The sequence below is a fragment of the Sphingosinicella terrae genome (genome assembly GCF_003347635.1).
GTDB lineage: Bacteria > Pseudomonadota > Alphaproteobacteria > Sphingomonadales > Sphingomonadaceae > Allosphingosinicella > Allosphingosinicella terrae.
In genome coordinates this window covers 1-24,604 of the sequence record NZ_QDFY01000006.1, presented here as the reverse complement: position 1 = coordinate 24,604, position 24,604 = coordinate 1, and the positions used below count along the sequence as shown (strand labels likewise).

At 66.6% G+C, this 24,604-nt stretch carries 27 protein-coding genes; 19 read left to right on the top strand and 8 right to left on the bottom strand.

Features of this window, described 5'->3' with window-relative positions:
- Window positions 1-2: 2 nt before the first annotated feature.
- Window positions 3-5,390 (bottom strand): HAMP domain-containing protein, encoded by a 5,388-nt coding sequence (locus DDE10_RS13335; protein ID WP_114953282.1) that lies wholly within the window; start codon window positions 5,388-5,390, stop codon window positions 3-5.
- Window positions 5,391-5,612: 222 nt separating this feature from the next.
- Between DDE10_RS13335 and DDE10_RS13330 the strand changes: the two genes are divergently transcribed.
- The 4 genes from DDE10_RS13330 (at window position 5,613) to DDE10_RS13315 (ending at window position 7,042) form a co-directional block, all read left to right on the top strand.
- Complete coding sequence (locus DDE10_RS13330) at window positions 5,613-5,984, top strand: hypothetical protein (protein WP_114953281.1); 372 nt, start codon at window positions 5,613-5,615, stop codon at window positions 5,982-5,984.
- Between the two features lie 4 nt (window positions 5,985-5,988).
- A complete protein-coding gene (locus DDE10_RS13325; RefSeq protein ID WP_114953280.1) occupies window positions 5,989-6,261 on the top strand; it encodes a DUF5985 family protein in 273 nt (90 codons plus the stop codon).
- Window positions 6,262-6,265: 4 nt separating this feature from the next.
- Complete coding sequence (locus tag DDE10_RS13320) at window positions 6,266-6,523, top strand: DUF5985 family protein (RefSeq protein ID WP_284734652.1); 258 nt, start codon at window positions 6,266-6,268, stop codon at window positions 6,521-6,523.
- 81 nt (window positions 6,524-6,604) lie between these two features.
- Window positions 6,605-7,042: an ExbD/TolR family protein gene (locus DDE10_RS13315; protein ID WP_284734651.1), complete on the top strand. Its 438-nt coding sequence runs from the start codon at window positions 6,605-6,607 to the stop codon at window positions 7,040-7,042.
- Window positions 7,043-7,097: 55 nt separating this feature from the next.
- Here DDE10_RS13315 and DDE10_RS13310 read toward each other — a convergent pair whose 3' ends face one another.
- Window positions 7,098-7,328, bottom strand: a complete 231-nt coding sequence (locus DDE10_RS13310; protein WP_114953279.1) for a KTSC domain-containing protein — start codon at window positions 7,326-7,328, stop codon at window positions 7,098-7,100.
- Between the two features lie 164 nt (window positions 7,329-7,492).
- On the opposite strand from DDE10_RS13310, the gene DDE10_RS13305 reads away from it, so the two are divergent.
- From DDE10_RS13305 to tatC, 5 genes are all read left to right on the top strand, one after another.
- Window positions 7,493-8,257, top strand: coding sequence for a segregation and condensation protein A (locus DDE10_RS13305; protein WP_114953278.1), 765 nt, complete (start codon window positions 7,493-7,495; stop codon window positions 8,255-8,257).
- Between the two features lie 47 nt (window positions 8,258-8,304).
- Entirely contained in the window at window positions 8,305-8,898 is a 594-nt protein-coding gene (gene scpB / locus DDE10_RS13300; protein ID WP_114953484.1) for an SMC-Scp complex subunit ScpB, read from the top strand.
- Window positions 8,899-8,996: 98 nt separating this feature from the next.
- Window positions 8,997-9,269 carry a twin-arginine translocase TatA/TatE family subunit gene (locus DDE10_RS13295; RefSeq protein ID WP_114953277.1) on the top strand — a complete coding sequence of 91 codons (273 nt, stop codon included), beginning with the start codon at window positions 8,997-8,999 and terminating at the stop codon, window positions 9,267-9,269.
- Window positions 9,270-9,298: 29 nt separating this feature from the next.
- Window positions 9,299-9,697, top strand: coding sequence for a Sec-independent protein translocase protein TatB (gene tatB, locus DDE10_RS13290; RefSeq protein ID WP_114953276.1), 399 nt, complete (start codon window positions 9,299-9,301; stop codon window positions 9,695-9,697).
- The gene (gene tatC / locus DDE10_RS13285) at window positions 9,694-10,482 is read left to right on the top strand and encodes a twin-arginine translocase subunit TatC (RefSeq protein ID WP_114953275.1); all 789 of its coding nucleotides are present in this window, start codon (window positions 9,694-9,696) and stop codon (window positions 10,480-10,482) included. Before tatB ends, tatC begins: the two co-directional genes overlap by 4 nt.
- Window positions 10,483-10,557: 75 nt before the next feature.
- On the opposite strand, the gene DDE10_RS13280 is transcribed toward tatC, so the two are convergent.
- Entirely contained in the window at window positions 10,558-10,683 is a 126-nt protein-coding gene (locus tag DDE10_RS13280) for an entericidin A/B family lipoprotein (RefSeq protein ID WP_114953274.1), read from the bottom strand.
- A gap of 348 nt (window positions 10,684-11,031) precedes the next feature.
- Here DDE10_RS13280 and DDE10_RS13275 point away from each other — a divergent pair, with 348 nt between their 5' ends.
- Window positions 11,032-11,217 carry a hypothetical protein gene (locus DDE10_RS13275; RefSeq protein WP_114953273.1) on the top strand — a complete coding sequence of 62 codons (186 nt, stop codon included), beginning with the start codon at window positions 11,032-11,034 and terminating at the stop codon, window positions 11,215-11,217.
- 18 nt (window positions 11,218-11,235) lie between these two features.
- Here the strand turns inward: DDE10_RS13275 and DDE10_RS13270 are convergent, their stop codons facing one another.
- Complete coding sequence (locus DDE10_RS13270) at window positions 11,236-12,843, bottom strand: sensor histidine kinase (protein ID WP_114953272.1); 1,608 nt, start codon at window positions 12,841-12,843, stop codon at window positions 11,236-11,238.
- Window positions 12,844-12,854: 11 nt separating this feature from the next.
- Window positions 12,855-12,983 carry a NepR family anti-sigma factor gene (locus tag DDE10_RS23495; RefSeq protein ID WP_162806608.1) on the bottom strand — a complete coding sequence of 43 codons (129 nt, stop codon included), beginning with the start codon at window positions 12,981-12,983 and terminating at the stop codon, window positions 12,855-12,857.
- A 363-nt stretch (window positions 12,984-13,346) separates the two neighbouring features.
- Between DDE10_RS23495 and DDE10_RS13265 the strand changes: the two genes are divergently transcribed.
- The 3 genes from DDE10_RS13265 (at window position 13,347) to DDE10_RS13260 (ending at window position 15,099) form a co-directional block, all read left to right on the top strand.
- The gene (locus tag DDE10_RS13265) at window positions 13,347-14,141 is read left to right on the top strand and encodes a response regulator (protein WP_114953271.1); all 795 of its coding nucleotides are present in this window, start codon (window positions 13,347-13,349) and stop codon (window positions 14,139-14,141) included.
- Window positions 14,142-14,213: 72 nt separating this feature from the next.
- The gene (locus DDE10_RS23830) at window positions 14,214-14,351 is read left to right on the top strand and encodes a hypothetical protein (RefSeq protein ID WP_284734650.1); all 138 of its coding nucleotides are present in this window, start codon (window positions 14,214-14,216) and stop codon (window positions 14,349-14,351) included.
- A gap of 103 nt (window positions 14,352-14,454) precedes the next feature.
- Entirely contained in the window at window positions 14,455-15,099 is a 645-nt protein-coding gene (locus tag DDE10_RS13260; RefSeq protein WP_114953483.1) for a sigma-70 family RNA polymerase sigma factor, read from the top strand.
- A 1-nt stretch (window position 15,100) separates the two neighbouring features.
- Here DDE10_RS13260 and DDE10_RS23490 read toward each other — a convergent pair whose 3' ends face one another.
- Window positions 15,101-15,280 (bottom strand): hypothetical protein, encoded by a 180-nt coding sequence (locus DDE10_RS23490; RefSeq protein ID WP_162806607.1) that lies wholly within the window; start codon window positions 15,278-15,280, stop codon window positions 15,101-15,103.
- Between the two features lie 74 nt (window positions 15,281-15,354).
- Between DDE10_RS23490 and DDE10_RS13255 the strand changes: the two genes are divergently transcribed.
- From DDE10_RS13255 to DDE10_RS13235, 5 genes are all read left to right on the top strand, one after another.
- Window positions 15,355-18,045, top strand: a complete 2,691-nt coding sequence (locus DDE10_RS13255) for a bifunctional [glutamine synthetase] adenylyltransferase/[glutamine synthetase]-adenylyl-L-tyrosine phosphorylase (protein WP_114953270.1) — start codon at window positions 15,355-15,357, stop codon at window positions 18,043-18,045.
- Between the two features lie 41 nt (window positions 18,046-18,086).
- Entirely contained in the window at window positions 18,087-18,551 is a 465-nt protein-coding gene (locus DDE10_RS13250; RefSeq protein WP_114953269.1) for a peroxiredoxin, read from the top strand.
- 29 nt (window positions 18,552-18,580) lie between these two features.
- Window positions 18,581-19,162, top strand: a complete 582-nt coding sequence (locus DDE10_RS13245; protein ID WP_162806606.1) for a hypothetical protein — start codon at window positions 18,581-18,583, stop codon at window positions 19,160-19,162.
- A 40-nt stretch (window positions 19,163-19,202) separates the two neighbouring features.
- A complete protein-coding gene (locus tag DDE10_RS13240) occupies window positions 19,203-20,006 on the top strand; it encodes a ferritin-like domain-containing protein (protein WP_114953267.1) in 804 nt (267 codons plus the stop codon).
- A gap of 126 nt (window positions 20,007-20,132) precedes the next feature.
- On the top strand, window positions 20,133-21,281 hold the full coding sequence (locus tag DDE10_RS13235; RefSeq protein WP_114953266.1) for a M23 family metallopeptidase: 1,149 nt from the start codon (window positions 20,133-20,135) through the stop codon (window positions 21,279-21,281).
- A 70-nt stretch (window positions 21,282-21,351) separates the two neighbouring features.
- Here the strand turns inward: DDE10_RS13235 and DDE10_RS13230 are convergent, their stop codons facing one another.
- A complete protein-coding gene (locus DDE10_RS13230; protein ID WP_114953265.1) occupies window positions 21,352-21,846 on the bottom strand; it encodes a GFA family protein in 495 nt (164 codons plus the stop codon).
- A gap of 929 nt (window positions 21,847-22,775) precedes the next feature.
- Between DDE10_RS13230 and DDE10_RS13225 the strand changes: the two genes are divergently transcribed.
- Window positions 22,776-23,288, top strand: coding sequence for a hypothetical protein (locus DDE10_RS13225; protein ID WP_114953264.1), 513 nt, complete (start codon window positions 22,776-22,778; stop codon window positions 23,286-23,288).
- A gap of 6 nt (window positions 23,289-23,294) precedes the next feature.
- Here the strand turns inward: DDE10_RS13225 and DDE10_RS13220 are convergent, their stop codons facing one another.
- A complete protein-coding gene (locus DDE10_RS13220) occupies window positions 23,295-24,443 on the bottom strand; it encodes a TIGR03032 family protein (RefSeq protein ID WP_114953263.1) in 1,149 nt (382 codons plus the stop codon).
- Window positions 24,444-24,604 lie beyond the last annotated feature (161 nt).

Here is a 24,604-nt window from a genome sequence, read left to right as displayed (position 1 = left end):
GCTCAGTGAGTCGCCTCGGGCATGGCCCGGGGTGCCGCGAGGGCCACCTGGCTGCGCCGCTTGCCGATCCACACCCTGAGCAAAGCGAGCAGGAGATCGATGTCGACCGGCTTGGCGATATAGTCGGAGGCGCCGGCTTCGAGGCATTTCTGCCGGTCGCCCTTCATGGCCTTGGCGGTCACCGCGATCAGCGGCACCTGGCCCAGCGCGGGCATCGCCCGTACCTGCTGCATCGTCTCGTATCCGTCCATCTCGGGCATCATGATGTCGATCAGGGCGACGTCGATCTCGGGCGTCTGTTCGAGGATCAATATGCCGTCTCGGCCACGCTCGGCATGGAGCACCTCGACATCATAGCTCTCCAATACGCTGGTCAGCGAATAGATGTTCCGGATGTCGTCGTCGACGATGAGGATCTTGGAGCCGGCCAGCTCCGGTATCGACCGTGCGGGCTTTTCGGCCGTTTCGTCGATCGTCCGAGCCCGGCGGCGGCGCTTGCCGGTCAAGGCCGCCTCCCGCATCCGCCCGAACACCTGTGCCAGATCCTGGTCGTCCGCGGGCTTTCCGGTGACCCCGAAGGCGCCGAGCCCGGTCACCGAGGCGAGCTCGTCTGCTCCGGAAATGACGTGGATCGGGATGTCGCGCGTCTCGGGATCGTGCTTGAGCAGGTCGAGCAGCACGAATCCGTTAATGTCGTCCAGTCCGAGATCGAGGGTGATCGCGTCTGGCCGAAGCTTGCGTGCCATCGCCAGCGTGCCGGCGCCGGCGGTCGAGATCACGCCCTTGAGTCCGGCCTCGCGCGCGAGGTCGAGGAGGATCGAGGCGAAGGTGACATCGTCCTCGACGATCAGCACGAACGGATCATTGCCCAGGGAATCCCGGTCGTCGCTGACTTCGATCGTCGCCGGCAGAGCGCTCGGCACGGTCGCGCCGCTATTCTCGTAGCGGGCGTTGCCCGCCCCGGGGAGCGCAGCCGCGACGGCGGCGGCCTCGAGCGGCACGAACAAGGTAAAGGTCGAACCCTCGCCCGGCCGGGACCGGACCTGAAGCTCGCCGCCGAGCAGACGGGCGATCTCGCGGCTGATCGACAGGCCGAGGCCGGTGCCGCCATATTTGCGGCTGGTGGTGGCGTCGGCCTGCTGGAACGCCTCGAAGATCAGCTTCTGCTTGTCCTCGGGGATACCGATCCCGGTGTCGGTGACCGCGATCTCGATGGCGTGGTCGAAATTGCGAAGCACCGGATGATTCGTGCTCCACCCGCCTTCGGCGCGGCGCGCTGCCAGGGTGACGCTGCCCTCGGCCGTGAACTTGAACGCGTTGGACAGGAGATTGAGGACGATCTGCTGAAGCCTTTTCTCATCGGTGCGGATCGTCTGGGGAAGGGTCTCGTCGAAGTCGATCCGAAGCTCGAGCCCCTTGTCAGACGCGAGCTGCCGGAAAGTGCGCTCCATATGCTGCTTGAGCCCGCTCATCGGCATGTCGCCGATCTCGATCGAGATCGTGCCCGATTCGATCTTCGACAGGTCGAGGATGTCGTTGATGAGGTTGAGCAGGTCGGAGCCGGCGGAATGGATGGTGCGGGCGAATTCCGTCTGCTTCTCGTTCAGGTTGCCCTGCGGATTGTCGGCGAGCAGCTTCGAGAGGATCAGCAGTGAATTGAGCGGCGTACGCAGCTCGTGGCTCATATTGGCGAGGAACTCGGACTTGTACTTCGAGGTGAGCGCGAGCTGTTCGGCCTTCTCCTCGATCGCGCGGCGGGCCATCTCGATCTCGAGATTCTTCGCCTCGACCTGCTTCTTCTCGTTCTCGAGCAGCTGCGCCTTCTCCTGCAGCTCCTCGTTGGTCGCGTGCAGCTCTTCCTGCTTGGTGGTGAGCTCGGTCTGGCGGGCCTGCAACTCCTGGGTCAGCAGCTGCGACTGCTTGAGCAGGCCCTCGGTGCGCATCGTCGCGGCGATCGTGTTGAGCACGATGCCGATCGACTCCATCAGCTGGTTGAGGAAGCTCTGGTGAGTCTCGTTGAACTCGCTGAAGGAGGCGAGCTCGATCACTGCCTTGACGTCGTCCTCGAACAAGGCCGGCAGGATGTTGATATTGGCCGGCGCGGCATGGCCGAGGCCGGAGCCGATCCGAATGAAGTCGCCCGGGACGTCCTCGAGCAGGATCGGGCGCTTGTCGGCAGCGGCCTGACCGATCAGGCCCTCGCGCAGCTTGAACTCCCGCTTGAGCGCGTCATGGCTCTCAGCGCCATAGCTCGCGACCAGCTCGAGCTTCGATTCGTCCTCATCGCGGCGGGTGACGTAGAAGACGCCATATTGGGCGTTCACCAGGGGCGCCAGCTCGGACATGATCAGGTTCGACACCGTGGCGAGATCGCGCTCGCCCTGGAGCATGCGCGAGAAGCGGGCGAGATTGGTCTTCAGCCAGTCCTGCTCGGCATTCTTGAGCGTCTGCTCCTTGAGGTTGCGGATCATCTCGTTGATCGTGTCCTTGAGCGCGGCCATCTCGCCCGACGCCTCGACGGCGATCGACCGGGTGAGGTCGCCCTTGGTCACGGCGGTCGCGACGTCCGCGATCGAGCGCACCTGGTTGGTGAGGTTGGCCGCGAGCTGGTTCACGTTGTCGGTGAGATCGCGCCACAGACCGGCCGCGCCGGGGACGCGCGCCTGGCCGCCGAGCCGGCCTTCGATGCCGACCTCGCGGGCCATGTTGGTCACCTGGTCGCCGAAGGTGGACAGGGTCTCGATCATGAAGTTGATCGTCTCGGCGAGCGCCGCGATCTCGCCTTTGGCGTCAACGGTCAGCTTGCGCTTGAGATTGCCCTGGGCGACCGCAGTGACGACGTCGGCGATGCCGCGCACCTGATTGGTGAGGTTGGTCGCCATCAGGTTGACGTTGTCGGTGAGGTCCTTCCAGGTGCCGCCGACGCCGGGCACCTGCGCCTGCCCGCCGAGCTTCCCTTCGGTGCCGACCTCGCGGGCGACGCGGGTCACCTCCGAGGCGAAGCTGTTGAGCTGGTCGACCATGACGTTGATGGTGTTCTTGAGCTCGAGGATCTCGCCCTTCACGTCGACGGTGATCTTCTTCGAAAGATCGCCGCGGGCGACGGCGGTGGTCACCTCGGCGATGTTGCGGACCTGGCCGGTCAGATTCTCGGCCATCAGGTTGACGTTGTCGGTGAGATCCTTCCACGTGCCGCCGACGCCGCGCACCTGCGCCTGTCCGCCGAGCTTGCCTTCGGTGCCGACCTCGCGGGCGACGCGGGTGACCTCCGACGCGAAGCTGTTGAGCTGATCCACCATCGTGTTGATGGTGTTCTTGAGCTCGAGGATCTCGCCCTTCACGTCGACGGTGATCTTCTTGGAGAGATCGCCCGAGGCGACCGCGGTGGTCACTTCGGCGATGTTGCGGACCTGTCCGGTGAGGTTGGCCGCCATCGCGTTGACGTTGTCGGTGAGATCCTTCCACGTGCCGCCGACGCCCTCCACCTGGGCCTGTCCGCCGAGCTTGCCCTCCGAGCCCACCTCGCGGGCGACGCGGGTCACCTCCGAGGCGAAGCTGTTGAGCTGGTCGACCATGACGTTGATCGTGTTCTTGAGCTCGAGGATCTCGCCCTTCACGTCGACGGTGATCTTCTTGGAAAGATCGCCGCGCGCCACCGCCGTCGTCACCTCGGCGATGTTGCGCACCTGTCCGGTAAGGTTGCCGGCCATCAGGTTGACGTTGTCGGTGAGGTCCTTCCAGGTGCCGGCGACGCCTTCCACCTGGGCCTGTCCGCCGAGCTTGCCTTCCGATCCTACCTCGCGGGCGACGCGGGTCACCTCGGAGGCGAAGGCGTTGAGCTGGTCGACCATGACGTTGATGGTGTCCTTGAGCTCGAGAATCTCGCCCTTCACGTCGACGGTGATCTTCTTGGATAGATCGCCGCGGGCCACGGCGGTGGTGACTTCGGCGATGTTGCGGACCTGGCCGGTGAGGTTGTCCGCCATCAGGTTCACATTGTCGGTAAGGTCCTTCCAGGTGCCGCCGACGCCGGGCACCTGCGCCTGTCCGCCGAGCTTTCCCTCGGTGCCGACCTCGCGGGCGACGCGGGTCACCTCCGAAGCGAAGGCGTTGAGCTGGTCGACCATGACGTTGATCGTGTTCTTGAGCTCGAGGATCTCGCCCTTCACGTCGACGGTGATCTTCTTGGAAAGATCGCCGCGAGCGACGGCGGTGGTGACTTCGGCGATGTTGCGGACCTGGCCGGTGAGATTGTCCGCCATCAGGTTCACGTTGTCGGTGAGGTCCTTCCAGGTGCCGCCGACGCCGGGCACCTGCGCCTGTCCGCCGAGCTTGCCTTCGGTGCCGACCTCGCGGGCGACGCGGGTCACCTCGGAGGCGAAGGCGTTGAGCTGGTCCACCATCGTGTTGATGGTGTTCTTGAGCTCGAGGATCTCGCCCTTCACGTCGACGGTGATCTTCTTCGAAAGGTCACCGGAGGCGACCGCTGTGGTGACCTCGGCGATGTTGCGGACCTGGCCGGTCAGGTTCTCGGCCATCAGGTTCACATTGTCGGTGAGGTCCTTCCACGTGCCTGCGACGCCTTCGACTCGCGCCTGCCCGCCGAGCTTGCCCTCGGTGCCGACCTCGCGGGCGACGCGGGTGACCTCCGAGGCGAAGCTGTTGAGCTGATCGACCATAGTGTTGATGGTGTTCTTGAGCTCGAGGATCTCGCCCTTCACCTCGACGGTGATCTTCTTGGAGAGATCGCCCGAGGCGACCGCGGTCGTCACTTCGGCGATGTTGCGGACCTGACCGGTGAGGTTGGTCGCCATCGCGTTGACGTTGTCGGTGAGGTCCTTCCAGGTGCCGGCCACGCCCCTGACATTGGCCTGTCCGCCGAGCTTGCCTTCGGTGCCGACCTCGCGGGCGACGCGGGTCACCTCCGAGGCGAAGGAGGCGAGCTGCTCGACCATGGTGTTGACGATCTTGCCGATGCGCAGGAACTCGCCTCGCAGCGGTCGGCCGTCAATTTCGACGGTCATGGTCTGGGAGAGGTCGCCCTTGGCGACCGCGCCGATCACGCGTGCGACCTCCGCGGTCGGCTGGACCATGTCCTCGATCAGCTCATTGACCGCGCGCAGCTTGGCTTCCCAGCCGCCGGTGGCGCCGCGGACGCGGCCGCGCTGGCTGATCTTGCCTTCCTTGCCCACGACGAGCGAAAGCCGTTCGAATTCTCCGGTCATCTGCTCCTCGAGCGTGACGACCTCGTTGAACAGCCTGGCGATCTCGCCATCGGTGCCGGAGAGATCCTCCGGCAGCCTTACCGAAAAGTCGCCACGCCTGAAGCTTCGAAGGGCACTGACCAGCTGCCGGCGATCGAGAAAGTCCCGCGGAGAAAGTTCGTTCACTCAGCACTCCTTCGTGCGGCCCCCCGCCCGAATCCGAATGCCAGGGCCCCCGCCCGTGACGCTTCATAGCAACAAGCCGATGGCGGACCCACGAAAAAGATGGTTTCCCCTTCGTCACCAGCCGCGGGGTTGCACCCCCGTCCCACGTAGCTAGAAGGCCGGGCGGGGAGCGGGAGCAACGAATGACCTGGAAGCACCAGGGAAGGGATCTGACTCACCGGCATGCCGTCTAAGCAGGACGTCTCGAGCTTTATTCGCGCCACCTTTCGATCGGTGTGGGCCCTGGAGTTGCTCTGCTTCCTGCGGCAGAATCGCGGGCGCTCGCTGTCGCACGAGGAGATGGTCGCGGGGCTGCGGGGCAGTGACCTGGTGGTGACGCAAAGCCTGGAAGCGCTTTCCGCCGCCGGCCTGATCCTCGTCGATGCGGACGGCTCCGGCCGCTACCAGCCGGCCTCCGAGGCGCTGGACAAGCTGGTCGAAAAGACCGAGGCCCTCTACAATACCAGTCCAGATGCGGTACGTCGGATGATCGTGGCCGCGGCCAATCCGAGTATCACGGCATTCGCCGATTCCTTCAGGCTTAGAAAGGATTGAGGCGGTGACGGAGTGGTTCCCCGCGCTGGTTTATCTCCTCTGCTTCCTGACGAGCAGCGCCTGCGCGCTGCTGCTGGCACGGAACTACTGGCGGACGGGCGCGAGAATGCTCCTGTGGAGCGCTCTATGCTTCCTCTTCCTGGCCGGGAATAATTTTGTCGTTATCATCGACATGCTGGTCCTGCCGCAAACCGACTTTCGACTGGTCCGCCACCTGTTTTCTCTGGCCGCGGTAGGCGTTCTCCTGTTCGGCTTCATCTGGGACCTGGAGGAATAGAAGGGTGCTGTTCGACTTCCTCTCGGGCGCGATCACGATGGGCTTCCTCGTCGCGAGCCTATTCTTCCTGCGCTTCTGGAAGCGGACGCATGAGGGACTCTTCATGGCCTTCGCGCTGGCCTTCTGCCTGCTCGGACTCGTCCAGAGCCTGCTTGCCTTCACCGACATCCCGATCGAGGAGCGCAGCTGGCTCTACCTGCTTCGCCTCGCAGCGTTCCTCATCATCCTGATCTCGATCTGGCGCAAGAATCGCCGGGGCTGACCGGCAGGCCCTCGCAAACCCGACCTTTACCCGAACAAAGATATGTTATAACTTACCAGTCTCAACGAGAGGGAGGCCGTCATGACGTACGCATTCCCAGGCCGTGATCCGGCCGCCTTCGCCGACCCGGCGCCGATGATGAACACCACGCCGCTGATCGACTTGATGCTGGTCCTGCTGGTCATGTTCATCGTCTCGATCCCGATCGCCACCCACAAGGTGCCGCTCGACGTGTCGACGGGACCGACGCCGCCGTCGGAGCGCCCGCCCGCGCACAGGCTGGACCTGGATGCCGCCGGCCGAGCCTCCTGGGACGGCAGGCCGGTTCGCGATGCGCAGCTCAGCCTCCTGCTGACGCGCCTCGCCGCCGATCCGGCCGCACCGGAGCTGCACATCGCCGTTGCCGCCGAGACCCGATACGAGCGGGTGGATCATGTCCTCGCCGAGATATTGCGCGCCGGCGTGACCCGCACCGGCTTCATCGGCAACGAGCGCTTCGCGCAGGCCCTGGATCGCTAGATCCGGGCCAGCCCCGAGCACCTTCCTCGCGTCGTCGCGGCGGCGGCCCCCGCGTTCAGGCCTCGAGCCCCTCGGACCCCTCATCTTCCGGCCCGAGCTCGCTGAAGCGATAGTGGCCGCGGATGCGCTTGTTGAAATGGCGGCCCTTGCTGAACGCCGCGCGAAACGCGGCCGCCGCTTCGGGCGGGACGTCGTGGAAGAGATAGCGGCGGCCCGTCGTGAAGAGCACGTGGAGCTCGCGCGCATCGGCGGCATAGTCGAAGGCACGGATCACGGCCGAGGGCATCGACGGCTCCTGCGACGGCCGGCCCGGCGCCGGCAACACCGCCTGTGAACGTGCGGGTCCCGCCGCGGTTTCGGGCAGTCCCGAACCCGCGTCGCTGCAAAGCTTGTGGAAAAGTCACCATTCCCCTTCGACACGGGCCGAGCTGCTGCCTAGTCTCGCCTCCGATGAGCGACGACAGCGAATCCTTCGATCTGGCTCCGCCGACCCGCGAGTCCGAGCGGCTGACCCTCGATCTCGACGGGTGGGAGGGGCCGCTCGACCTGCTGCTGACGCTGGCGCGGGCGCAGAAGGTCGATCTCGCCAAGATCTCCATTCTCGCTCTGGTGGAGCAGTATCTCGCCTTCATCGCCGACGCGAAGAAGCTCCGGCTCGAGATCGCCGCCGACTATCTGGTGATGGCCGCGTGGCTCACCTATCTCAAATCGTGCCTGCTGCTGCCCAAGGACCCGACCGTCGAGCCCGGGCCGGAGGAGCTGGCGATGCGGCTGCAGCTTCGGCTGCAACGGCTTCAGGCGATGCGCGAGGCGGGAGCCAGGCTGATGGCGCGCGACCGGCTCGGGCGCGACGTCTTCGCGCGGGGCCGCCCGGAGGGCCTCAAGGTCGTCCGCCGCTCGGCCTGGACCACCGACCTCTACGATCTCATCGCCGCCTACGGCATTGTCCGGGCCCGTAGTGAGCCGGCGGTGCACGTGGTCGCGCGGCGGCCGGTCATGACCCTGGACGAGGCGATTCACCGGCTGGAACGGATGATCGGGGTGCGGATGGAATGGACCGCGCTGGAGGATTTCCTGCCGGACACCCAGGATCCGGAATTCCGGCGCTCCGCGCTGGCATCGAGCTTCGTCGCCACTCTGGAGCTCGCCCGGCTCGGCAAGGTCCTGATCGAGCAGGAGGACACCTTCACGCCCCTCTATGTGAGGGCCGCGTGAGCGACGATGCGATGGCGATGCCGATGGAGCCGGCGGCCGCGCGGCCGATGGAGGACGGGATCCGCGCGGTCGAGGCCACTCTGTTTGCGGCGGAGGAGCCGCTCTCGGTCGAGGATATCGCCGCCTATGTCGGTGCCGGTGTCGATGTGAAGACGGCGCTGGCCGAGCTGGCTGATCATTATGCGGGGCGTGGGATCGAGCTGGTGGAACGCGGCCGGCGCTGGCATTTCCAGACCGCCGCCGATCTCGCCCACATTCTTCGCCGCGAACGCGAGGAGAGCCGCAAGCTCTCCCGCGCGGCGGTCGAGACGCTGGCGATCATCGCCTATCACGAGCCGGTCAGCCGCGCCGAGATCGAAGCCATACGCGGCGTCCAGATTTCCAAGGGCACCCTCGACGTGCTGATGGAAGCGGGCTGGGTTCGTCCCGCGGGTCGCCGCGAGGTGCCGGGTCGCCCGCTCACCTTCGCCACCACCCAGGAATTCCTCACCCATTTCGGCCTCAAGAGCCGGCGCGATCTTCCGGGAATCGACGATCTCAAGGCCGCTGGGCTCCTCGATCCGGTCGACGTCGCCCTCGAACGGCTCGGTCTCGAGCGCGACGACGAGGTTGAACTGGAAAGTGGCGGCGAGGACGCCTAGAGGCGAACTGGATCGGGAGCGAGCCTCACCGCTCCGCCGCGGCCATTGCCGAACGGGGGCCCGGGCCCTAGATTCCCTGTGACATCGGGAGAATTCAAATGGGTAGTTTCAGCTTGTGGCACTGGCTCATCGTGGGCCTCGTCATCCTGCTGCTGTTCGGCAAGGGCCGTTTCTCGGACATGATGGGCGACGTCGCCAAGGGCCTCAAGAACTTCAAGAAGGGCATGAGCGAGGATGAGGAGGCGGCCGCCACGCCCGCGCCTGCACCGCGGCGGATCAGCGACGATCGCACGATCGACGTTCCGCCCGCGCCCGCTCCGGAATCGACGCCGGCCGAACGCGGCTCGGCCTCTGAAGCCGACCGTCACTAAGCCACCGCCGGGAAGAGGCGCGCCGCGACATGTTCGGGATCGATTCCGGCGAGCTGCTGATCATTGCCGTGGTGGCGCTCGTCGTCGTCGGGCCGAAGGACCTGCCGCGCTTGATGCGCACCGTGGGCAATTTCGTCGGCCGCGCCCGCGGCATGGCGCGCCATTTCCGATCCGGCCTGGATACGATGATGCGCGAGGCTGAGCTCGAGGAGATGGAGAAGAAGTGGAAGTCGGAGAATGAGCGGATCATGCGCGAATTCCCTTCCGCCGGCGCGGCCGACAGCGACTGGGGCCGCGAGACCCCGGCCGAGCCCGCTCCCGCCAAGCCGACGGCGCCGCCGCCGGAGCCGGCACCGCGGCCATTGACCAGCGCGGCGCCGCCGATCCCGCCCTCTGGAGCGGTGCCGCCGCCAGGCGAAGCCTCATGAGCGACGCGGTGAAGCCGGACCGGCTGGAGGATCTCGACGTCACCAAAGCGCCGCTGCTCGATCATTTGATCGAGCTCAGGCGCCGGCTGCTGTGGAGCTTCGCCTCGCTTGCCGTGTCCTTTGGCGTCTGCCTCTATTTCGCCCGGCCGATCTTCGGCTTCCTCGTCCAGCCTCTGCTGGCGGCGGGCCAGGATCGGCTGATCTACACCGCGGTGTTCGAGGCCTTCTTCGTGGAGATCAAGGTCGCCTTCTTCTCGGCCTTGATGATCGCCTTCCCGTTCATCGCCAATCAGCTCTGGCAGTTCATCGCGCCCGGTCTCTACTCGCAGGAGAAACGGGCCTTCCTGCCTTTCCTGCTGCTGACGCCGTTCCTGTTCCTCGCCGGGGCGGCTCTGGCTTATTATGTCGCCATGCCGGTCGCACTGCATTTCCTGCTCGGCTACGAGGGAAATATTGCGGGCGTCCATCAGGAAGCGCTTCCCGGCGTCGGCAATTATCTGGATTTCGTGACCCGCTTCATCTTCGGATTCGGCGTCGCCTTCCTGCTGCCAGTGCTGCTGATGCTGCTCGAGCGTGCCGGCCTGGTCACCCGCCAGCAGCTCAAGTCGGGCCGACGCTATGCGATCGTCGTTGCCTTCGTGATCGCCGCCGTGCTGACGCCGCCCGATATCATTTCGCAGCTCCTCCTCGCCATCCCGCTGGTCCTGCTCTACGAAGTCTCGCTCGTCGCCATCTGGTTAACCGAGCGCAAGCGCGCCCGCGCGGCGGCGGCTTCCGGTGAATGAAAAAGGGCGCCGCCCGGAGGCAGCGCCCTTGAAGAATCCGCATTCAGTTGCGGGGCGCATCGCGGCCCGCGTGGGTCACATCTCGTCGTCGACCTCATTGGCAACGGACTGAACGTCCTCGCCAGCGCCGCGGACCGTGTTGCAGGCCGACAGCACGAGGCCGCTAGACAGAGCGAAAACCAGTACAAGCTTCTTCACCATGACGCTTCTCCTGAGCAAGCGCCGGTCACTGAAGCGCGCCGGCGCTCGACCCGGATATAAGCCTGCCGAAGCGCATTGGTTCCGCCGGCGCATCGATCGCCTGGCTGGAACTTTTTTGAAGAGGGAGAATAAGTTGGACCCGGAAGCGCTACCGGGGGGGGGGAGGTCAGCGCGTCCGGGCCCATGTTATGGATAGCGAGAGCGGGGGGGCAAAAGGTCACTATCCGAACTCAAGAACGAGGCAGCGGCTGGCCGGTTCCCGGGCCCTCGAAAATTTTTCGGCGTTTTTTATTCGGCGGCAACCGGGCGGGGGCGCGACGGGTTCAGGAGGGCAAAGGAGACGATATCGTGCCGAAGCCGCCGCAGACGCCCCCCAGTTCCGACCTCGACGGGGTGAACGAGGACGAGGTCCGCAACATCGATGCCGCCAATCGGGCCGGCCAATCCGCTGCCGATCTGGCGAGAGCCAGAGACGAAGCGAAGGGACGGCCGGAATTCAGCCGCGGCGAAGGCGCGGACGACCGCAGCCGCTGATCGGCTCGTCACGGTTATTCAGCGCTCGCGCCGATCGACGACGGCGATGCGCAGGGCGTAGCGGCCGCGTTCCGGCTGGTGGTCCAGCGTCGATCGGAGCTGGCGGGCAAGGCCGGTGATGATCCGGTCGAAGCGGTCGGACAGGGTCGGGTCGCGCGGACCCTTGCCGGCCAGGCTGTCCACCTCGATCGCCAGCCGGGCGCATCCCGGCTCATCGGACTCGAGCACGATCGACACCAGGTTCGCGCCGCACAGCATGCCATATTCGGTGATTTCGGTGACCAGGAACGCCACCGAGACGGCGACGTCCTGATTGGCGTGGAACGGCTCGATGTCCAATCGTATCTGCATCGCCGAGGCGCTCGACGGCGCCGTCGCCCGCAGGTTCGCCGCCAGCTCCGAGATGAGCGGCTTCAGCGCGACTCCGCGATTCTCCTCGAGCTCGGCATAATGGTTGCGGTGGACGACGGCGAGCGCGTCGACCCGCCGCTGGATCGATGCATAAGCGGCCGCCGCCTCCGGGCTCGGACTGCCGCGCGAATGGAGGTTGAGCAGCGAGGCGACCACCTGGAGGTTGTTCTTCACCCGGTGATGGACCTCGCGCACCAGCTTGGACTGGCGTTCCACCGCCGCTTCGAGGTCGGCCTCATGGCGCGCGACGGTGCGGGTCACATTGTCGAAGGCCAGTCCAAGCTCGCCGATCTCGCGGGCCGGACTCCTCAGTGCCGGCAGCTCGAGCGGCCGGTCGCCGGGCCGGTAGGACGAGACGACGCGCTGGATGGCGGCGAGCGGCCGCAGAAGCTGCCGCTTCAGCACCCACCATCCGATCAGGCCTGCCGCGATCCACATCATCACCGGCAGCAGGATCAGCAGCACGTCGATCGCGCGGATCGGCACCGCCCCCAGGACGATCCGCAGCTGGAGCCGGCCGTCGGCGAGGGGCGCGGAGTCGCTGACCGTCTGCACGAAGGGCACCCGTCGATAATCATCGCGAAGCAACATCCGGCGGCCGCCGCCGATCAGCTCCAGATTGAAGTCGGCGCGCGTGCCCGGGATGAAGGCCAAGGCGTTGAGGTCCTCCCGGTCGAAGGCGGCGACGCCTTCGGGGACTCCCTCATCGTTGAATAATGCGACGATCAGGGTCCGGCCGTCCGGACTGATCTCGATCGTCTGGCCGGAGCGGTCGGGCGCGCGCAGCGCCGGCGGCGTGAAGCCGGCAGTGGCGCAGCGAAGCTGTCCGTCCGATCCGAACAGCGCATAACGGCCAGGGGTCGACTGGACCGTCGACAGCCTTGCGATGACACGCTCGCAGATTGGGCTGTCGGGAGGGGCCGCCACGACCGCCGCACTGGCCGGACGCATCGTTCCGGCCGTTCGCGCCAGCAGGCCCTCGAGCCGTTCGGCCTTGTCCTCGAGCCGCGAGAGCGTCTCCTCGATGCGCTGGAGACTGTTCTCGTGCGCGCTGTAGATCGAGGCAGCGATGGCGATGATGCCGAGCGGGAGCAGCGCGAGGCTGAGGATGAGCAGCATCTTCGGGCCGCTCGAGAGCCTTGCCCATCGGGAAACCAGCCAACCGCCGCTCACCTCCTCGGGGGCGACGTCGCCGTCGTGCCGGTTGCTGGCCAAGCCAGTTGGCCCTAACCGAGCTTCCCGAGCAGATCGAGCAGATCAGGCGGGATGTCCTCGTCGACCATCCGCTGATAGGCGGAGCGCAGGGCGCTACCGACCTCGCCGGTGGGCTCGCGCTTCTTACGCGTTCGGGGCATCGCGGATGACTCGCTGACAGAATCGGGCTTGCGCCGTTTGCGGCCGTCCCTCTCGTCCTGAAAGTTCAAGTTCACATACCCCTCACGGCCCGCAGCGCCGCGCCCGCAGCCTCGGTTTTCTCTGCTTCAGCAGCTTCCAGGGAGCCGTCCCACCGAACAGACACCTGATTTCGGCGGACCCGCATAATGGCCCCGCGCCGGGAATGAAACTAAAAACTCCGACGATGGTTCCAACCTGACGCGAGGACGGGGCTGGGGCCTCTTTTGTGCCGATTCCGGACGCATTCTCACCTGTCCAGCGGGGTTGCATTGGGGCACGCCTGTACCCAATAGGCCAGCAGGAACCGCAGAGGAGTCTCTAGAATGTCGCTCGGTGACGACCTGAAGCCGCATCTCCCTTTTCTTCGCCGCTATGCACGCGCCCTCACCGGCAGCCAGGTGCATGGCGATAATTTCGTCCGCGCCACCCTGGAGGCGATCGTCGCAGCGCCGGAGGCCTTTCCGCGCGACGTCGACCCACGCCTTGGTCTCTACCGGACGTTCCATGCGATCTGGTCCTCGGCGAACATCGAGGAAGAGCCCGGCCACGCGAGCGCTCATGACGCGGAGGGCATCGCTCAGGCTCGGCTCGCGCGGATCACGCCTTTGTCCCGCCAGGCGTTGCTGCTGACCGCCATGGAGGGCTTCACGCCGGAGGATGCCGGCTATCTCATCGGCGCCGCTCCCGAGGAAGTCGAGCAACTGGTCGCCGAGGCGTTGGCGGAGATCGAGCGCCAGACCCGCGCCGATGTGCTCATCATCGAGGACGAGCCGATCATCGCCATGGATATCGAGACGATCGTCCGGGATCTCGGCCACAACGTCACCGGCGTCGCCGTCACGCGGGACGAGGCGGTGCAGCAGGCGATGGCTCGTCGTCCCAGCCTCGTGCTGGCCGACATCCAGCTCGCCGACGACAGCTCGGGCATCGATGCGGTCAAGGACATCCTGAGGGAGTTCCAGGTGCCGGTGATCTTCATCACCGCCTTCCCGGAGCGCCTGCTGACCGGGGAGCGGCCGGAGCCGACCTTCCTCATCACCAAGCCCTTCCAGCGCTCGACCGTGAAGGCGCAGATCGCTCAGGCCCTGTTCTTCGATACCTCGACGGTGCCGGCCTGAACGGGAACCGTCCGGACCAGCAGGCGTTCCCAGACTGAAACGAGTGGAACTCAATAAAGAGCGGCGGAGACGATGGATCAGGAACCCGAACACCTTACCACGACTGAAGCGCGGGCAGGCACCACGCCCCATATGACGCGCTACGTGCTCGTGTGGGGCCTCGGTCTGGTCATCGCCATTTTCCTGCTTCTGTTGTTTATCTGGCGTTGAGGTCTATCTTGGTCGGCAGGCGGGCGCATTCGGGCGCCGGGCCGCAAGCCGCATTTCGCATATCGTAGGGGCTGGGTTGATGGCGGGCGGCAAGCCGGCAGGAATGGAACGGCAACAGGAAGGCAGCGGCGCCGAGACGGTGCCGCTGTCCGACCCCGAGTTCAAGGATCAGCTCGCGCAGGTGATTCCGCATCTGCGCGCGTTCGGGCGCTCGCTGTCGGGCAGCCGCGACCTCGCTGACGATCTCGTCCAGGAGACGCTGCTCAAGGCCTGGGCGGCGCGCAAGCGCTTTCAGGCGGGCACGAACATGCGTGCCTGGACCTTCATCATCCTGCGGAACCTGTTCCTGTCGCAAATGCGCCGGGCACGCTTCAAGGGCGAATGGGACGAGATCACGGCCTCGAAGCTGCTCGCCGCGCCGGCGAGCCAGGACAGGCATATCGAACTTTCGGACATGCAGCGGGCACTCCTTCATTTGCCCCAGCCGCAGCGCGAGGCCCTGATCCTGGTCGGTGCCGGCGGCTTCGCCTACGAGGAAGCGGCCGAGATTTGCGGCTGCGCGGTCGGCACGATCAAGAGCCGCGTCGCGCGTGGCCGGGTGGCGCTGGAGGCGCTGATGAGCGAGGGCAAGCTGCCGTCCCGGCGCGAGCAGGCGACCACCGACCAGTCGGCGCTGCAGACGATCATGAGCGAGGTCGACGAGCTGAGCCGCGACCGCGATCCTCACCCCGATAGTGGGGCCAGATAGGCTATTTGAGCCTGTCGAGCAGGTCCTCGAACTTGGAGAGCGAACGGGCCTCGCCGTCGAGATGGTAGGCATGGCGAAGGGCGTCGCCGACACCCGCATGAATCGTGGGCGGGGCCACTTTCACAAAGCGCCGGTTCGACCAATGAGCCAAGGCTTCCTTTCTCGGATTCAGCTTCTCCACGCGTCGTTAACGTGTGTTGGCGGCTGCAGTTGCATATGTTGCGCCGCGCCAACGGAACGAAACGAGCCTGTGGCATGAAAGAAACACCGAGCGGCCGGGCGATCGAAGCGGCGCTGACGCGTGCGTCCGTGCATTCGCCTTTCCTGAGACTGCAGATCGAGCGGTTCCCGGTGATCGTCGAACGGCTCGCGTCAGGCGACCTGGACGGCGCCCTCGCCGCGGCGCGGCAACAAGGCGAAGACCGCGAGACGATGAGCGCCGTGCGCGCCGAGCGAAGCGGTTTCGCTTTGGCCCTGGCCATCGGCGACCTCGCCGGCCTGCTGCCGCTGGAGCGGGTGACCGCCGAGCTTTCGGACCTCGCCGACCGGACGATCGCCCGCAGCCTCGCCCAGGCCAAGGCGGAGCGCGCGCCCGACGCCGAGCCGGAGGGGTTCGCGGTGATCGCACTGGGGAAGCTCGGTGGTCACGAGCTTAATTACTCGTCCGACGTCGACCTCATCCTGCTCTACGATCCGCTCCGGCTGCCGCGGCGGCCGCGGGAGGAAGCCGACCAGGCGGCGGTTCGGATCGCTCACCGTCTGGTCGAGCTGCTGCAGAAGCGGACCGAGGACGGCTATGCCTTCCGGGTCGATCTCAGGCTCCGGCCCTCGCCCGAAGTGACCCCGATCGCGCTGCCCGTCGATGCAGCCATAAGCTATTACGAAGCGGCTGCGCTGCCCTGGGAGCGGGCGGCGTTCATCCGTGCGCGCATGGCGGCCGGCGATGCGCGGCTCGGGCGCTACTTCCTCGACTCGCTCCACCCGTTCGTGTGGCGCCGCTCGCTCGATTTCGGCGCCATCGGTGAGATCCAGTCGATCACCCGCCGGATCCGGGACCATTATGCTCAGGGCCAGGGACTCGGGCCCGGATTCGATCTCAAACGCGGCCGCGGCGGCATTCGCGAGGTCGAGTTCTTCGTCCAGATTCACCAGCTGATCCATGGCGGCCGTGAGCCGGAACTGCGGTCGCCGGCGACGCTCGACGCCCTGAGCGCGCTGTGCCGCGCCGGAAGGATCGGCGCGCCCGAGGCGGCCGCGCTCGGCGATGCCTATCGGCTGCTGCGGACGATCGAGCATCGGCTGCAGATGGTCGAGGACCGCCAGACCCACGAACTCCCACGCAACCCGGAGGCGCTCGACACTGTCGCGCGGCTGCACGGCCTCGCCGACGGAGAGGGCCTCGTCGACCTGATCGAGCCCCACGTCCGCGAGGTGGCCGAGCTCTACGGGACGCTTGGCGGCGACGAGGCCAACCGGCTGCCGCTTGAGCCTGCGGGGCTCGAAGCGAGCCTGGCCGACGCCGGCTTCGCCGACCCCGCCGCCGCGGCCGTCCGGGTCGCCGCCTGGCGGTCGGGCCGGATTCGGTCGCTGAGGACGCCTGCCGCCCGCGACGCCTTCGAGGCAATGCTTCCAAGCCTTATCCACGCCTTTGCCGAGGCCCCCGATCCGATGCGCGCGATCAACCGGTTCGAGGACGTGATCGAGCGGCTGCCCAGCGGTATCAATCTCTACCGCCTGCTCGAGGCGCGGCCGGCGCTGACCCAGCATGTCGCCGCCATTCTCAGCCATGCCCCGGTCCTCGCCGACCAGCTTGGCCGTCGCCCCGAGCTGCTCGACAGCCTCATCGACGCCAGCGCTTTCGAGTCTGCCGGGGCGGTCGAAATGCTGGCCTCGGATATGGCGCGTGCCGACCGCGCCGGTGACGACTATCAGCTGCTGCTCGACCGGGTGCGCCGCCAGGTGAACGAGCGCCGGTTCGCGCTCGGCGTCCAGCTCGTCGTCGGCCATGGCGATCCGCTGCAGGTCGCCGAGGGCTATAGCCGGGTTGCCGAGGCGGCGATCGAGGTGCTGGCGGGCGCCACGGTGCGGGAGTTCGAGCGGCCGCACGGGCGGGTCCCGGGCTCGGAGCTGCTCGTGCTTGGTCTGGGTAGGCTCGGCGGCGGCGCGCTCACCTTCGCTTCCGATCTCGACCTCATCTATCTGTTCAGCGGCACGCACGAGGCGGAATCGGACGGCCTCAGGCCGCTCCGCGCGACCGACTATTTCAATCGCCTGGCGCCGCGGGTGACGGCGGCGCTGTCGGTTCCGACCGCGGCCGGGCCGCTCTACGACGTCGACATGCGGCTGCGGCCCAATGGCCAGGATGGCTTGCTGGCCGTGAGCCTGGAGACTTTCGATCGCTACCAGCGCGAGCAGGCGTGGACCTGGGAGCATATGGCGCTGCTGCGCGCCCGCCCCGTCTTCGGCTCCGCTGGAGCGCGGGCGCAGCTCCAGCAGGTCGTCGAAGAGACGCTCCGCCGACCCCGCGATCCCGCCCGGGTCCGGATCGAGGCGGGGCGGATGCGCGCCGATATCGCCGCCCACAAGCCACCGCACGGACCCTTCGACATCAAGCACGGCGACGGCGGCCTCATCGATCTCGAATTCGCCATGCACAGCCTCCAGCTCAGCCACCGGGTCGGCCTGACGCCTCATCTTGGAAATGCGCTCGACCATCTCATCGAGGCCGGCCTCGTTCCAGCGGCGGTTTTGCCGGCCTACCGGCTGCTGACCCGGATGCTGGTCATGTTCCGACTGGTCTCGCCGAGCTCCGCCGAGCCGCCGGCGGCCACCCGGCCGCTGGTCGCAAAGGCCTGCGGCCAGCGCGACTGGGACGAATTGCTTGCGGCTCACGAGCGGGCACGGCAGACAATAAGCGACTTGTGGCGCACCTTCAGCCAGACCTAGACGCGCAATCCGGGTTGGTCGCAACGAGCGAGGAGATCGACATGCTGAGCGAAGGCGACCGGGTACCCGATGTAAAGCTCACCGCGATGGAAGGGGAGCCGGTCAGCCCCGCCGATTTCCGCGGCAACAAGCTCGTCCTCTATTTCTACCCGAAGGACGACACGTCGGGATGCACGCGCGAGGCGCAGGATTTCAGCGCGCTGGCCGGGGAGTTCGAGAAAGCGGGAACCTGGATACTCGGCGTGTCGCGCGACGACCCGGCGAGCCACACCCGCTTCACCGGCAAATATGATCTCAAGGTGCGGCTCGCGAGCGACTCCGACGGCTCGGTCTGCGAGGCTTTTGGCACATGGGTCGAGAAGTCGATGTACGGCCGCAAATATATGGGTATCGAAAGGGCGACGTTCCTCGTCAATCGCGACGGAACCATCGCCCGGATCTGGCGCAAGGTGAAGGTACCGGGGCACGCCGAGCAGGTGCTCGCGGCCGCGCGCGAGCTGCCTTGAACCGGACCGGCCCGAGAGAGGGGGACCCAATGGCGGAACGCAGGCCCGCCCGCATCGTTTTGCGGCTGATGCACAATCCGATCACCCTTCCGCTCATCGGCGGCTCGCTGCTTGCCGCCGTTGCCGTCGGCATCCATCTCGGCGAGAGCGCGATCGGCATGATCAAGCCGGTCTATTTCCAGGGTCCGGCGCTGCATCCGCGCGACCGCGGCGCGGCCATCGAGGAGAGCCGGCTCGCCCCGCGGCCCGCCGCCTATGCATCGCTCTACGGCTGGGACGAGGGCCGGGCCGCTCGAGCCGCGGAGTGCCCGGACTGCGACGTACAGCGCCCGGCCGAGACGAGGGTCTATTCTGCGGCCGTGCCCTATTTCGGCGGCGGCGGGACCGCGACCTCGTCGCTGCCTGAGCCTGTCGAGAAGGAGGAGACGCAGGCTTCTCCACCGCCATTGGAGGCCGAAGCGCCGAAGCGCGACCTTGTGCGCTATGCCCATTATCCCGTGAGTGCCGAGGACGCTGAGCCAGCCCTTGTCGAGGATGCGGCGCATTATGGCGACGTGTCCTACCAGCAAGGGGATGTGTGGCTGATCGACGGGGCTCGCGAACAGCGTTAGTCCGCGCTCTCGCGTCGCATCTGAAGGAACTTCCGGGCCGATGACTTCGATCGCGCAGGCGTGCCGCCGGGTGCTGCTCAGCGCAGACCCGCGCATCAAGGTCAAGGCGGCGCGGGCGGCGGCCCGCGACTGGCGCAGCGGCCGGCTTGCCGCGCGTTTCGACGCGCCGATGCCGGATCGACCGGCAAGGCCGGAGCGGCCCGAACTGCTGCCGCCATCGCGGATGCCGAAGCGGGGCAGGGCCGGATCGGAGCGAAGCCGCATCGCGCTCCTGCACGCGCTGGCGCATATCGAGTTCGTCGCAATCGACCTGGCGTTCGACCCCATCGGGCGCTTCGGCGCGAGATTCCCTACGGCGTTCATCGACGACTGGATCTCGGTGGGCGCCGACGAGGCGATGCACTTCGCACTTCTGGAGCGCCGGCTGCACGCGCTCGGCAGCCGTTACGGCGGCCTGCCGGCGCATGACGGCTTGTGGCAGGCGGCCGAGGCGACGGCCCACGATCCGCTCGCTCGGCTGGCGGTGGTCCCGATGGTGCTGGAGGCGCGCGGACTCGACGTCTCTCCGGCGACGATCGGCGCGCTCGAACGCGCCGGCGATCATCGTTCCGCTGCGATCCTCGCGCGGATCTATCGCGACGAAATCCGCCATGTCGGATCCGGCACGCGCTGGTTCCGCGCAGGGTGCGAAGCCCAGGGGCTGGACATCGTTGCGCACTGGCAACGACTGATTCGAACTCACTTCCGCGGCAGTCTCAAACCTCCGTTCAACGACTCAGCGCGCGACGAAGCCGGTCTACCCCGCGAATTCTACGCAGGGCTTGCCGGGGTCGAATTTCATTAACAATCTGCAGCCACACGCACGGGGTGGGCACCTTCCGGCGTCTTGAGTGGGGCAACAGCCCAGTTTTTAAGCAAGCGGTCGCCATGCGTGGCCGTGCCGGCCCATCGGGCCGACCGGGGAAGACGAATGACTGATCTGCTGCAGAATACCAACGTGAACGTCGCGGGAAGGTTCCTTAATCTGTTCAAGCCACGAGATATCTTTCTGCACGACGGCAAGAGCCTCCGTCGCTTCACGATCGGCGCCGGCATCCAGATGAGCGCCGCGCTTGCCGCCCTCGTCCTTCTCGCCTGGTCGGCATTCGCGACTGTCCAGGCCATCGCGCTGATGAACGGCGACGTGGCCCAGATGCAGCGTCAGCTCGCCCGCATGGAGGCCAGCGTCGCGGCGATGCGCGACCAGGCCCGCAGCCACGCCGAGCTGCTCGAGCGCCGCCAGGAATTCCTTACCCGCATGCTTTCCGGCGACGCCGACGCCGATCAGCTCGCCTCTTTGCTTCCGGAGCTGGAGCGCTTTCCGCACAACGCGCTTTCCGAAAACTATGCCGAGGTCGACGGCATGCAGCAGGCGCTGGCCGAGCAGGCGCGGGACGTGACGCTTCAGCGCTATCGCGAGACTGCTCGCCTGGTCAGGCAGCTCGGCATCAATCCCGCTCGCTTCCATGGCGCGGCCACCGGCATGGGCGGCCCTTTCGAGGCGGTTGATGCCGATAATGCGGATCCCCGTTTCCGCGAGCTGTTCGTCAGCTGGCGGCGCCTCGAGCAGCTCGAGCAGGGCGTCACCGCGATCCCTTCGGCCCAGCCGCTCCGCACCTCGTCGAACTTCACCAGCGGCTTCGGCGTGCGCTCCGATCCTTTCCGCGGCCGGGCAGCCATGCACGGCGGCATCGATCTGGCCGGCCCTGTCGGCACGCCCATCTATGCCACCGCCGACGGCGTCGTCGCCCGCTCCGAATGGAATAGTGGCGGCTATGGCAATCTCGTCGAGATCAATCACGGCGAAGGCATCCAGACCCGCTACGGCCACCTCTCCCGCCTGATCGCTCAGCCGGGCCAGCGCGTCCGGCGCGGCGACCTGATCGGCCTGATGGGCTCGACCGGCCGTTCGACCGGCAGCCACCTCCATTATGAGGTCCGCATCGACGGTCGCGCCGTGAACCCGATCCCCTTCATGCAGTCGAACGACATGCTGGTGGCGCTTCAGCAGCGCAGCCAGGGCCCCGCCGACGTTGCGCTCGGCGGTCCTTCGGGCGGCCCGGCCGCAGGCTCGCGCTGACCCCGGATTTCCTCGCTTTCGGCTTCTGAACAGGCGCTGCCTTCCCCCAGGGAAGGCAGCGCCTGTTGATTCAAGCGGTCGGCGTAGGTCGGCCGCGCGCCGCATCGAGCCGGGCGAGGCTTTCCGCAGGCCAGTGATCGCGCCGGTCGTAATAATGCTCCACCGCCGGAATGCCCTCGGGAAGCGGCAGCCAGGGAAGGCGGCTGGACGTAAAGATGGCGATGTCGGGCGGGAGGCGCGCCGGCTCGTCGAGCGTTCCGACGCGGACGAAGGCAGCGGCCTGGCCCGCGCCCGGATAATGGCTCCAAAGGGCCACCCGGCAGTGCGGACAGCGATGGATCGTCTGTGGCTTGCCGCTGGTCCCGGCGACCGGGTCGGCTTCGGTATCGCCGGTCAGAAGCTCGAGACGGTCGGTCTCGATCAGCGCATTCAGCGCGAAGGCGCTGCCGGACAGGCGCTGGCATTCGGTGCAATGGCAGGCATGGACGAACAAGGGAGCGGAGGTCATGCGGTAGCGGATCTCGCCGCAGGCGCAGCGGCCCTCGAAGCCTTCTTCGGCAGCCATGGCCTTTTCTCCCGCTCCGGGATGAAGACCGTCCGAGTCTGCCGCGCCGTCGGCATACAGGCGGGCCTCATCGCACAAAGAAATGGGGGCTGACGTTGCCGTCAGCCCCCACTTTCCTTGGATCGGATCCAGCCGAAACCGGACGGCGATCCGTGGAAGGTTCCGGCCGGAGCCTTTCGGCCCCGGTCGGTTCCTCGGTTTCCGTTCGTCGCCTTTCGGCTTCGTTCGGTCACCTGACCGGAATTCCACCGAAGACTTTCGACTTCGCTGGTTTCCCGATCGCAGGAATCATCTCGGCATTGCTGCGTCGACTATCCCGTTTCGGTTCCTTGCCCGAAGGCTCGGAGCCACGAATGACTGGGAAAGTGGGTTCGGCTTGCGCCTCGCGCTTGTTCCTTGCTCATCCGTCCATCGCTTCGCCGGCACTCATTCTTTCGAATGTCTGTCGCTTCCGCGGTGGTCTCAGCTTCGATCTGGCTCCGTTTCCGGAGTGGCGATCTTCCGCTGCGAAACACGAACATGACTCCACATGCCGAGTCGCACCAAGCGAAATCGACATGATGACGGCTGTGAATTGCGGGGATAACGGGGATAAGGTGCGGCGATCGTGGGCAGGGCGCGCCTTCTGTACTGGGACGCGCGCCGCTCATAGGGATTTCGTCCGGAATGGCGAGACAAGATCGGTGCCGAGAATGAAGTGGTGGTTGGGATCGCGGGCCGTGAGATCGATCGTCGAGGCGGTGGCCCGGGCCACTGCCGGCCACCGCCACGGTCCCGACACCGACTGAGCTTGCCGGCCTTCGTCCGGGTGCAGATGGACCTTGGCAAGGATATCGAGGGCCTGTCGCGCCGGCGCAGGATTCGGTCTCGAGTCCGAGCCCGATCGGCGGTCGCTTGATAGGCCGCTCCGGCTCGGGCAGTCTGGCGCCATGGCATCGACCTTCCACGACCGGGCTGCGGGCGAGTTCGATTATCGTGCGGCATGGCGACGGGACGATGCCGCGATCGAGGCGGATGCCATCCATTTCTGGAGGCGGCTCGGCATTCTCCCGGAGGGTGTCACCCCGGAGGCGCGGGCCAAGGAACTGGTCGCCGTCGCCTACCGGGACGGCGGGCTGGTCGCAGTCGCCACCGCGAGCGTGGTCCGGCTGGAATTCCTGCGGGCTCGGTTCGCGATGCTGCGGGCCGCCGTCGACCCGGATTTCCGCCGCAGCCGCGCCGCCCTCGGCCTCGCCTTGTTCACGCGCGACCTGCTCGAGCGGTGGTCCTACGCGCATCCCAAAGAGGGTGTTGCCGGTCTGGGTGCGATCATCGAGGCGCCGGAACTGGCCGCCCATCGAAAGGAACCCTATTGGCCAGCCACGCGATTGGGCCTGGTCGGCTATACCGCCGATGGCCACCAGATTCGCGTCTCCTGGTTCGACCAGTTCAGGCTGGACTGAGCGGGGTCAGTCCGCCGGTTGCAGCGATCCGAATTCCGGATCGAACGAGACCAGGCTCTGTATGTCGGGCGAGTTGACGCCCAGTGCCATCGGGCAGACCGCTCCGGGAATGACGGCCACGTCGAACAGCTCCTTGATTGCGCCGCTCAGGCGGATCCATTCCACGAGATCACCGGTCCTGAGATCGACGATGCATATTCCGCACCACGGCTCGCCGTCGCGCCGTGAGAGCTCGTCATGCAGCGCCAGGCCGGAAAAGGCGCCGTCCCTCGGCAGCGAAACGGTAACGATCGCGAAGCCGGCGTGGAGCGAGAGTCCGCGAAGGAAGCCGGGACAGAAGGCGACATCCTCTCTTGCCCCTGACGTCGGATCGACGCGGACGAGCATGCCTCGTCCGGAATCGAGCAGCCAGACAGCGTCCTTCGTCACTCTCGGGCTGTGCGGCATCGATAGCTGATCGGTGACGATGCGATCGGTGCGCACGTCGATGAGGACTCCGCCCTCGTGGCGACGGTCGCGCCAGCCGTTGATCATGTCGGATCGGCTCACCGCCGTGACATAGGCGGGCGCGCCGTCCTGAATGGCGAGCCCGTTGAGATGACAGCGATCCTCGGCGGCCAGCCGCGAGATGAAGGGCGGCTTCCACAGCGGCTTGAATCCATGGGTGACGCTCATCGTCGCCAGGCAGCTGAACTTCGTATTGACGAAGATGACCCGTCCGTTCCGATCCACGGCGAGCTCGTGCACGTCGATGTCGCCGGTGGTCTGGGCATTGCGCGGCACGAACAGGCGATCGAAATCCTTGTTGGCCCGCTCGTGCGGCGCGAGAACGTTCTCGAGCCGCCAAATCTGGAAGAGCGAGCCGAGATAGAGACGCTGGGGCGTGGCGTGGACGCCCATCGCCCGTAGATAATTCTGCTGATGGAAGGAGACGCGGTCGTCGGCCAGGCGCCCGACGAGGAAGAGTTGTCCGGTCTGATAGGAGGTGAAGGCCAGGCTGGACCTCGTCCGTCCCAACCAGGCGCTGAAGCCACGCGAGACGCTGATATGGGTCTGGTCGGCGGCCGGGGCGGCCGGCGCCGGGGCGGCCTTCGCCTCCTCGACGGCGACATCGCCCGCATCCGCCTTCGCGGACCCATTCCTTCCCTTGGCCATGCCGCTCCCCGGTTGGTGGAGCTCAGGCTAGAAGGATTCGGATGCACCGGCCAGATCGGTCCTTGAAAAAGGGGCGCCCCGGCTATGCCGGGACGCCCCTCTTGATCGTGCCGGGTCGGATCAGGCGAAGATGACGTCCGACTGGATGATCAGGATGTTGG

Coding starts and splice junctions, on each gene's coding strand:
- DDE10_RS13305 (WP_114953278.1), top strand. CDS start 7,493: ATGAGCGACGACAGCGAATCCTTCGATCTGGCTCCGCCGACCCGCGAG.
- DDE10_RS13245 (WP_162806606.1), top strand. CDS start 18,581: ATGGCGGAACGCAGGCCCGCCCGCATCGTTTTGCGGCTGATGCACAAT.
- DDE10_RS13295 (WP_114953277.1), top strand. CDS start 8,997: ATGGGTAGTTTCAGCTTGTGGCACTGGCTCATCGTGGGCCTCGTCATC.
- DDE10_RS13235 (WP_114953266.1), top strand. CDS start 20,133: ATGACTGATCTGCTGCAGAATACCAACGTGAACGTCGCGGGAAGGTTC.
- tatC (WP_114953275.1), top strand. CDS start 9,694: ATGAGCGACGCGGTGAAGCCGGACCGGCTGGAGGATCTCGACGTCACC.
- scpB (WP_114953484.1), top strand. CDS start 8,305: ATGGAGGACGGGATCCGCGCGGTCGAGGCCACTCTGTTTGCGGCGGAG.
- DDE10_RS13260 (WP_114953483.1), top strand. CDS start 14,455: ATGGAACGGCAACAGGAAGGCAGCGGCGCCGAGACGGTGCCGCTGTCC.
- DDE10_RS13280 (WP_114953274.1), bottom strand. CDS start 10,683: ATGGTGAAGAAGCTTGTACTGGTTTTCGCTCTGTCTAGCGGCCTCGTG.
- DDE10_RS23495 (WP_162806608.1), bottom strand. CDS start 12,983: ATGCCCCGAACGCGTAAGAAGCGCGAGCCCACCGGCGAGGTCGGTAGC.
- tatB (WP_114953276.1), top strand. CDS start 9,299: ATGTTCGGGATCGATTCCGGCGAGCTGCTGATCATTGCCGTGGTGGCG.
- DDE10_RS13230 (WP_114953265.1), bottom strand. CDS start 21,846: ATGGCTGCCGAAGAAGGCTTCGAGGGCCGCTGCGCCTGCGGCGAGATC.
- DDE10_RS13225 (WP_114953264.1), top strand. CDS start 22,776: ATGGCATCGACCTTCCACGACCGGGCTGCGGGCGAGTTCGATTATCGT.
- DDE10_RS13310 (WP_114953279.1), bottom strand. CDS start 7,328: ATGCCCTCGGCCGTGATCCGTGCCTTCGACTATGCCGCCGATGCGCGC.
- DDE10_RS13315 (WP_284734651.1), top strand. CDS start 6,605: ATGACGTACGCATTCCCAGGCCGTGATCCGGCCGCCTTCGCCGACCCG.
- DDE10_RS13255 (WP_114953270.1), top strand. CDS start 15,355: ATGAAAGAAACACCGAGCGGCCGGGCGATCGAAGCGGCGCTGACGCGT.
- DDE10_RS13250 (WP_114953269.1), top strand. CDS start 18,087: ATGCTGAGCGAAGGCGACCGGGTACCCGATGTAAAGCTCACCGCGATG.
- DDE10_RS13330 (WP_114953281.1), top strand. CDS start 5,613: ATGCCGTCTAAGCAGGACGTCTCGAGCTTTATTCGCGCCACCTTTCGA.
- DDE10_RS13220 (WP_114953263.1), bottom strand. CDS start 24,443: ATGGCCAAGGGAAGGAATGGGTCCGCGAAGGCGGATGCGGGCGATGTC.
- DDE10_RS23830 (WP_284734650.1), top strand. CDS start 14,214: ATGGATCAGGAACCCGAACACCTTACCACGACTGAAGCGCGGGCAGGC.
- DDE10_RS13240 (WP_114953267.1), top strand. CDS start 19,203: ATGACTTCGATCGCGCAGGCGTGCCGCCGGGTGCTGCTCAGCGCAGAC.
- DDE10_RS13265 (WP_114953271.1), top strand. CDS start 13,347: ATGTCGCTCGGTGACGACCTGAAGCCGCATCTCCCTTTTCTTCGCCGC.